The organism is Kitasatospora sp. NPDC091257, assembly GCF_044757675.1.
Taxonomy (GTDB): Bacteria; Actinomycetota; Actinomycetes; order Streptomycetales; family Streptomycetaceae; genus Kitasatospora; species Kitasatospora lactacystinica.
In genome coordinates this window covers 1-6,904 of record NZ_JBIVVI010000407.1, presented here as the reverse complement: position 1 = coordinate 6,904, position 6,904 = coordinate 1, and the positions used below count along the sequence as shown (strand labels likewise).

Annotated in this window: 7 protein-coding genes; 1 reads left to right on the top strand and 6 read right to left on the bottom strand. The window is 73.6% G+C overall.

Features of this window, described 5'->3' with window-relative positions; genetic code table 11:
- From ACIQOV_RS19860 to ACIQOV_RS19850, 3 genes are all read right to left on the bottom strand, one after another.
- Positions 1 to 217: hypothetical protein (locus ACIQOV_RS19860; protein ID WP_401050114.1), on the bottom strand; the 217-nt coding region annotated here is incomplete at its 3' end.
- Between the two features lie 139 nt (positions 218 to 356).
- A complete protein-coding gene (locus ACIQOV_RS19855) occupies positions 357 to 1,199 on the bottom strand; it encodes a TetR/AcrR family transcriptional regulator (RefSeq protein WP_401050112.1) in 843 nt (280 codons plus the stop codon).
- Between the two features lie 98 nt (positions 1,200 to 1,297).
- Positions 1,298 to 1,807 (bottom strand): NUDIX hydrolase, encoded by a 510-nt coding sequence (locus tag ACIQOV_RS19850; RefSeq protein WP_401050111.1) that lies wholly within the window; start codon positions 1,805 to 1,807, stop codon positions 1,298 to 1,300.
- A 111-nt stretch (positions 1,808 to 1,918) separates the two neighbouring features.
- Between ACIQOV_RS19850 and ACIQOV_RS19845 the strand changes: the two genes are divergently transcribed.
- Positions 1,919 to 3,142 carry a serine hydrolase domain-containing protein gene (locus tag ACIQOV_RS19845; protein ID WP_401050108.1) on the top strand — a complete coding sequence of 408 codons (1,224 nt, stop codon included), beginning with the start codon at positions 1,919 to 1,921 and terminating at the stop codon, positions 3,140 to 3,142.
- 2 nt (positions 3,143 to 3,144) lie between these two features.
- Here ACIQOV_RS19845 and ACIQOV_RS19840 read toward each other — a convergent pair whose 3' ends face one another.
- The 3 genes from ACIQOV_RS19840 to ACIQOV_RS19830 form a co-directional block, all read right to left on the bottom strand.
- Positions 3,145 to 3,468 (bottom strand): nuclear transport factor 2 family protein, encoded by a 324-nt coding sequence (locus ACIQOV_RS19840; protein WP_401050105.1) that lies wholly within the window; start codon positions 3,466 to 3,468, stop codon positions 3,145 to 3,147.
- 223 nt (positions 3,469 to 3,691) lie between these two features.
- Positions 3,692 to 5,215, bottom strand: a complete 1,524-nt coding sequence (locus tag ACIQOV_RS19835) for an aldehyde dehydrogenase family protein (RefSeq protein WP_401050103.1) — start codon at positions 5,213 to 5,215, stop codon at positions 3,692 to 3,694.
- A 556-nt stretch (positions 5,216 to 5,771) separates the two neighbouring features.
- Positions 5,772 to 6,719 (bottom strand): terpene cyclase, encoded by a 948-nt coding sequence (locus tag ACIQOV_RS19830; protein WP_401050100.1) that lies wholly within the window; start codon positions 6,717 to 6,719, stop codon positions 5,772 to 5,774.
- Positions 6,720 to 6,904: the final 185 nt, after the last annotated feature.

Genomic DNA, 6,904 nt, shown 5'->3' with positions numbered 1-6,904 from the left:
GGGCGGTGTGCACCGGGCCGTTGGGGGCCAGGGGCAGGCCGAACAGCGTTTCGGCGGCGGGGTGTTCGGCCGCCCGCGGGGCACTCAGCGAGGCCGCCGGGTGGCGCGAGGTGCGCTCGTCGAAGAGGGCGTCGGTGAGAGTGCCGAGGGTCGCGCAGACCTGCTCCGCCGCCGCGAAGGGATTGGCCTCCACGCTGAACTGCACGTCCTGGGTCACCTGGTGAGCCCCCCGCTCTGCTCCGTCTGCCGTCGGTGGTTCGGGTGGGACCGGGCCCGCCGCGGCGGCGGGTCGTCAGATCCCGGCTCATTCCTATCAGAGCCCGCCGTCCGGACCGAACCGCAGGATGACCCGATGATCACTCGGTGGTGGTGCCGGTGGCCTGCGCGGACCCGTCCTCGGGGGTGCCGGCGGCGAGCGCGGTGACCGCCTCGACGATCCCCGGCACGGCGAACAGCCCCGCGAGGTCCCGCACGAGGCGCCCGGTCGGGCCGTCCGGGCGTTCGTCGGCGAAGAAGGAGGCCAGTTCGGCGGCGAGGGCCGGTTCGCGGGCGGCGGTGAGGGTGAGCGAGGCGACGAACTCCTGCACCAGGTGCAGCTGGAGCTCCTCCAGCGGCACCGAGCGCTCGACCAGCCACTCCAGCGAGGTGATCTCGGCGTTGGCGATCCAGGCCCGGACGGTCAGCCGCAGTCCGGCGCTCGGCTCGGGGAGCGCCAGGTGGGCCAGGATCTGCTCCTGCGCGGCCCTGCGCACGTCGTCGATCACCGCCGAGGTGCCCGCGCTGGCCGCCACCGAGCCGCCGCGCAGCAGCGCGGCGAAGCCCGGCCCGTGGCTCTGCACGAAGTCCAGGTAGCGGCCCATCACCCGGTAGAGCCGCTCCGACAGCGGCCCGTCCATGGGCTCCTCGAACCGGGCCGACAGCTCCTGCCCGGCCCGCCGCAGCGACTCCTCGTACAGCGCCTGCTTGCCGGGGAAGTAGTGGTACACCAGGGGCCGGGAGGCCCCCGCGGCGGCGGCGATGTCGTCGATCGACACTTCCTCCGGCGGCCGTCGGCTGAACAGTTCCAGTGCCACGGCGATCAGCTGCTCCCGCCGCTCGTCCACGCTCAGCCGCCGACGCGGCCGCTCGCCCGCCGCCCGGGCGGAGGCGGAGGTCCGTGCTGCGCGATCGGCCGTCGGTGACGGCGTACGGGAGGCCATGCGCGCCACCCTAGTTCGTCGAGGGCCCTGCGGTGGAGACAGGGGCCCACTGCCCTCCGGCCCGCGCACCGGCCCCGAACGCCGAGGTCGTGGCGGCGCTACGCGGACCGGAGGTCCAGGTAGCGGCGGTAGGCCTCGCGCCCGTCGGCGACGAAGGAGTCGCGGGTGAGGCGGTCGGCGAGTTCGGCGGGGGTGAGCCAGGTGTGCCAGGCGACCTCGGACTCCTGGGGGGAGACCGGGCCGTCCCACTCGGCCTCGTACATGTCGCACCACCAGGAGAGCCGGTCCTGCTCGAAGAGGAACTTGAACAGGGGGCGCGGGGCGATGCCGTGCACGCCGAGCTCCTCCTCGGCCTCGCGGACGGCGGCCTCGGCGTAGGTCTCGCCGGAGCCGACCACGCCGCCGACGAACATGTCGTACGCGCCGGGGGCGAAGAGCTTGGTGTCGGTGCGGCGGTGGACGAAGATCCGCCCGGCCGGGTCGCGGACCAGGATGAAGACGCAGCGGTGGGTGAGCCCGCGCCGGTACACCTCGCCGCGCAGGGCGGTCCCGATCACGCGGTCGTGCTCGTCGACGATGTCCAGCAGTTCCTCGGCAGGGTTGGTCATGAGGGACAGGTTAGGGTTTCGGGGCTCGGTTCGAACGGATTCGATCGAAGGAGATCGAAAACGAACACGAGTGGCACGAGAAGCAACGGAACTGGTCGAGGGCGGCACGCGGTGGTGGAGATCTGGGGCGAGACGGCCGAGGGGTTCGAGCCCGTACGGGCGGCCTTCGTGCGGAACTTCGCCGACTACGGCGAGCTCGGTGCGGCCTTCGCGCTGTATGTGCGCGGCCGCAAGGTGGTCGACCTGTGGGGCGGTGACGCCCGCCCCGAGGTCGGCGGCCGGCCGGCGCCCGCGGTGCCGTGGACGGCGGACACCGCGCAGGTGCTGCGCTCGGTCACCAAGGGCCTGACCGCGACCACCGCGCTGCTCCTGGCCGAACGCGGCCTGCTCGACCTGGACGCCCCGGCGGCCTCGTACTGGCCGGAGTTCGCGGCGGCCGGCAAGGGCCGGATACCGGTGGGCTGGCTGCTCTCGCACCAGGCCGGAGTGCCCGCGCTGGACGTGCCGCTGCGGCTGGAGGACGTGCTCACCTGGGAGCGCGCGGCCGCCGCCGTCGCCGCGCAGGCGCCCGCCTGGGAACCCGGCACCGCGCACGGCTACCACCCGTACACCTTCGGCTGGCTGGTCGGCGAGGTGGTGCGCCGGGTCAGCGGCCGGACGGTGGGCCAGTTCTTCGCCGAGGAGGTCGCCCGGCCGCTCGGGCTGGACCTGTGGATCGGGCTGCCGGCCGGCGCCGCGCCCAGGGTCGGCAGACTCGTCGACCTCCCGGCGCCGGACGCGGCCCGGACCGGTCCGAGCGGGCTGCGGCTGCGACCCAAGCAGTCCGTCCGGGACGCCTACCAGGACCCGGCCTCGCTGACCGCCCGCTCCTTCGCCTCGGTGCGCCCCGGCGTGGACCTCAACGACCCGGCGGTGCAGGCCGCCGAGATCCCCGGCGCCGGCGGCATCGGCACCGCCCGGTCACTCGCCCGGTTCTACGCGGCACTGATCGGCGCGGCCGACCGCCCGGACGGCTCCGGCGCGCTGCTGCCGCCGCTGCTCGGCCCCGAGGTGCTGGCACGCGCGGTCGAGCCGGCGGTGAGCGGGCCGGACCGGGTGCTGATCGTCAACTCCACCTTCGGCCTGGGCTTCTGGCGGCACGGCCCGACCGCGCCGATGGCCTCCCCGGCGAGCTTCGGCCACCCGGGTCGGGGCGGTTCGCTCGGCTTCGCCGACCCCGACCTGCGGCTGGGCTTCGGCTACGTCACCAACGGCATGCAGCCGGGCGTCACCGGGGACATCCGCTCGCGGAACCTGATCCGCGCGGTGCGGGGGTGCCTGGGGCTGGACCGGTAGCCTCAGGCCTGGCCGGTCTCGAAGCGGTGGATCTTCCCGCCGTCGACGGTGAAGCGCCAGGCGGTGCGCATGGTGCCCCAGGTCTCGTTGGTGAACTCGGCGATCAGCGCGTGGCCTCCGCTCGACTCGGTCTGGACGGCCATCCGGCCGTTCGGGCCGAAGATCTCCCGGTCGACCCAGTCCGCCAGGTCGCGCTCGGAGCCGTCGTCGGCCATGGTCGCGTCCGGGGCCAGCAGCGCGAAGAAGGCCTCGCGGTCGCCCGCGTTGACCGCGGTGACGAAGGCGCGGACGGCGGGGTCGCTGAGTTTCGTGGGGGCGATGGTCACGCGGGACTCCCTGATGGGGGTGAGGGGCGGGGAGTCCTGTTTACGGCTTTCGCGCGGGCCGTCCGGGCATGTCGGCGGCGCGTCGGTGAATTGGCCGCATTCATGTGCTTTGATCCCCGGAACAGGCGATTCGCCCCGGAGCCCGCCACGGGGAGTGGCGAGGGAGCGGGAGGCCCCGACGGGCCTCCCGCTCCGCTTTCCCGGCCTCCCTGGCTCGTCGGGTCTAGAAGAAGCCGACCGCGTCGGGGGAGTAGCTGACCAGCAGGTTCTTGGTCTGCTGGTAGTGCTCCAGCAGCGCCTTGTGGGTCTCCCGCCCGATGCCGGAGTTCTTGTAGCCGCCGAAGGCCGCGTGGGCCGGGTAGGCGTGGTAGCAGTTCGTCCAGACCCGGCCCGCCTGGATGGCGCGCCCGGCCCGGTGGGCGGTGTTGATGCTGCGGGTCCACACACCCGCGCCGAGCCCGTACTGGGTGTCGTTGGCGAGCGCGACGGCCTGGTCGAAGCCGTCGAAGCGGGTGACCGAGACGACCGGTCCGAAGATCTCCTCCTGGAAGACCCGCATCGAGTTGTCGCCCTCGAAGACCGTCGGCGTGACGTAGTACCCGCCGGCGAGCGCGCCGCCGAGGTCGGCCCGCTCGCCGCCCACCAGGATCCTGGCGCCCTCGTCCTGGCCGATCTCGAAGTAGGAGAGGATCTTCTTCAGCTGCTCGACGCTGACCTGGGCGCCGACCTGGGTCTCGGTGTCCAGCGGGTTGCCCTGGCGCATCGCCCGCACCCGCGCCAGGCCGTCGCCGAGCAGCCGCTCGTAGACCGGGGTCTCGAGCAGGGCGCGGCTGGGGCAGGTGCAGACCTCGCCCTGGTTGAGGGCGAACATCGCGAAGCCCTCGACGGCCTTGTCGTAGAAGGCGTCGTCGTCGGCGGCGACGTCCGCGAAGAACACGTTGGGGCTCTTGCCGCCGAGTTCCAGCGTGGCCGGGATCAGGTTCTCGGCGGCCGAACGGGCGATCAGCCGGCCGGTGCCGGTCTCGCCGGTGAAGGCGATCTTGCGGATCCGGGGGCTGGCGGCCAGCGGGGCGCCGGCCTCCTCACCGAAGCCGGTGACGATGTTGACCACGCCGGGCGGCACCAGGTCGGCGGTCAGCTCGGCGAGCAGCAGCACCGAGGCCGGGGTCTGCTCGGCGGGCTTGAGCACCACCGCGTTGCCGGCGGCGAGCGCCGGGGCGAGCTTCCAGACCGCCATCAGGATCGGGAAGTTCCACGGGATGATCTGGCCGACCACGCCCAACGGCTCGTGGAAGTGGTACGCCACGGTGTCCTCGTCCAGCTGGGAGAGGCTGCCCTCCTGGGCCCGCAGCGCACCGGCGAAGTAGCGCAGGTGGTCGACCGCGAGCGGGAGGTCGGCGGCCAGCGTCTCGCGCACCGGCTTGCCGTTCTCCCAGCTCTCCGCGACGGCCAGCTGCTCCAGGTTGGTCTCCATCCGGTCCGCGATCCGCAGCAGGACCTGCGCGCGCTCGGCGGCGGAGGTGCGGCCCCAGGCCGGGGCCGCGGCGTGGGCCGCGTCCAGCGCGGCCTCGATGTCCTCGGCGGTGCCCCGGGCGACCTCGGTGAACACCTCGCCGGTGACCGGGGTCGGGTTGCCGAAGTACTCGCCGCGCACCGGAGGCGTCCATTCGCCGCCGATCCAGTGCTCGTACCGGGAGCGGTAGGCGACGATGCTGCCGGGCGTGCCGGGGGGCTGGTAGACCGTCATGTTCGCTGTCTCCTCGCTGCGTCGGGCGCCGCCGGGCACGGCTCTGGCCACGGGCGGCACGCCGGACCGCCCGTTCGGGGGCGGTCCGGCGGGAGGGGTCGGACACGCAATCGGACCGGCGCCCCGCCGGGGCGCCCGCCGCCGAGCACGATAACCGCCGGGCGCCCGGCGCGGCTACGGTCCGTACGCGTGTCCGGTACGGAGGGTGTGTCTTCCGGTCGTTCGCGGGGGCCTGGGCCGCCGGACGTCCCGGACCGGATCTCCGCGGGACCCCTGGCGTGATCCCGATCTCCGCGGGAGCCCGGGGCCCGATCCCGATCTCCGCGGGCGTCCCGAAACGGATCACTGCGGGGGCGCGCGTTTCGGACGCACCCCCGCGACCCGCAGCCGCGCGCCGTCGCGCGTCGGTGGGGCTGTCCCCGGCGTGCCTCCGTAAGCCGCCGTGCGTCGGCCGGACCGTCCCCGCGGCGTGCCGCCGTGCGCCGCCGTACGGCCGGGGCGGCGCTCTCGGGTCGCGCCACCGCACGCCCGTCGGGCGGTCCGGGGCGCACGCCGGTCAGACCGCGTGGTACCGGCCGGTGCGGGCCTCCCAGCTGAGGTAGCCGGCCAGCCAGGTGAGCAGCCCGTCCGCATACCGCTGGGCGATCGTGCGTTCGATCCGGGAGAGGCCCAACTCGCGGTGGACGTCGGGCAGCCGGGCGTGCAGTTCGGCGCAGCGGTCGACCATCAGCTGGGCCTCGGCGATGACCGCCGCGCAGGCCTCCTCGGCCGAGCAGCGCCGTTCCCGCTGGACGATCATGACCAGGTTGTTCACGTCCCCGCGCGGCGCCTCCAGCGGGTAGGAGTGCACGTCGTTGCTGAGCGACGGTATGTCGGCGGCCAGCTGGCGGAGCTGACGCAGCACGGGGTGGTGCAGGACGGCGGCCGGGACCTCGAACTGGCCCAGGCGTTCGACCATGTCGAAGATGGTCTCCATCGCCGCGGTGCCCCGGCGGAGCTCCAGGTAGCCGGCGCGGTCCGGCGGCCGGGTGGAGATCCGGCCGGCCGCCTCGGCCGGGTGGCTGGCCAGGTAGTACTCCCAGTTGTAGGCGGCGCGGGCCTGCCAGCGGGCCGGCATGCCCCGCATGCTGCGGTTCCACAGATCGGCGAAGGCGGTCTCGACCGCGGAGCCCTGGTCGGCGCGGGCGCCGTGCAGGACGGCGATCAGCCGTTCGCAGATCGGGGCCACCTCGGCGGGACGGCGGCCGAGCGGGCCGTCGAACTGGTCGTCGAAGAGGAAGTAGAAGCCCATCAGGTCGGCGGCCAGGGCGAGTTCGTCCGGGCCGGCGTCCGGATAGCCGAGTGCGGCGAGGTCCACCACCTCCCAGTGCGCGTAGCCGGGATGGTCGGCGTCGGGCAGCAGCGGGTGGCGGATCAGCCAGTCCCTGTGCAGTGCGGTGGCGTGGATGCCGTGCGGACTGCGGCGGTGCGGGAACGGAATCTGAAGTGAGGTGTCGTCAGACATCGGACTCCCGGTGCAGCGAAGGGTGGGGGCGCTTGTTGTTGGAGCGGTGATGGTGGGGGGAGTTGGCGCGACGGGGCGCGGACGGTGAGGGTGGGCTTCGCAAGATCATCCGCGCCTCGAAGGCCGTAGGGTATCTGATGCAATGATGGGATGTTAGGGATGTAGGGCAATTGCCCTTGACAGGG

Excerpts from the sequence above, each read along its gene's own strand:
- ACIQOV_RS19855 (WP_401050112.1), bottom strand. The coding sequence starts at position 1,199 with ATGGCCTCCCGTACGCCGTCACCGACGGCCGATCGCGCAGCACGGACC.
- ACIQOV_RS19850 (WP_401050111.1), bottom strand. The coding sequence starts at position 1,807 with ATGACCAACCCTGCCGAGGAACTGCTGGACATCGTCGACGAGCACGAC.
- ACIQOV_RS19835 (WP_401050103.1), bottom strand. The coding sequence starts at position 5,215 with ATGACGGTCTACCAGCCCCCCGGCACGCCCGGCAGCATCGTCGCCTAC.
- ACIQOV_RS19830 (WP_401050100.1), bottom strand. The coding sequence starts at position 6,719 with ATGTCTGACGACACCTCACTTCAGATTCCGTTCCCGCACCGCCGCAGT.